At 59.1% G+C, this 585-nt stretch carries 1 protein-coding gene; it reads left to right on the top strand.

All coding sequences use genetic code 11. The features are described from left to right. On the top strand, window positions 1-585 hold a 585-nt coding region (locus ACFXN8_RS07320; RefSeq protein ID WP_386844069.1), incomplete at both ends, for a hypothetical protein.

Below are 585 nucleotides of genomic sequence, written 5' to 3'. Positions count from 1 at the left end.
GCGCTACCGGTTCTACTGGAGTTGCCGGTGTTACTGGCGCGACTGGGGTTACTGGCGCTACCGGTTCTACTGGGGTTACTGGAGCTACTGGCGCTACCGGTTCTACTGGGGTTACTGGCGCTACTGGCGCTACTGGCGCTACCGGTTCTACTGGGGTTACTGGCGCGACTGGCGCGACTGGAGCTACTGGAGCTACTGGAGCTACTGGCGCGACTGGGGTTACTGGCGCTACCGGTTCTACCGGTTCTACTGGAGTTGCCGGTGTTACTGGCGCGACTGGTGAAACTGGGACTACCGGTTCTACTGGCGCAACTGGCGCGACTGGTGAAACTGGGACTACCGGTTCTACTGGCGCTACTGGGGTGACTGGCTCTACTGGGATTACTGGTGAAACTGGAGCTACCGGCTCTACTGGCGTTACTGGATCTACTGGGGCGACTGGCTCTACTGGCGTTACTGGATCTACTGGGGCGACTGGCTCTACTGGCTCTACCGGTTCTACTGGCGCTACTGGGGTGACTGGCTCTACTGGGATTACTGGTGAAACTGGAGCTACCGGCTCTACTGGCGTTACTGGATCTACTG

Source organism: Lysinibacillus sp. NPDC059133 (assembly GCF_042755925.1).
Taxonomy (GTDB): domain Bacteria; phylum Bacillota; class Bacilli; order Bacillales_A; family Planococcaceae; genus Lysinibacillus.
Note: the sequence above shows the minus strand (reverse complement) of the source record. Positions and strands in the feature narration are given on the sequence as shown.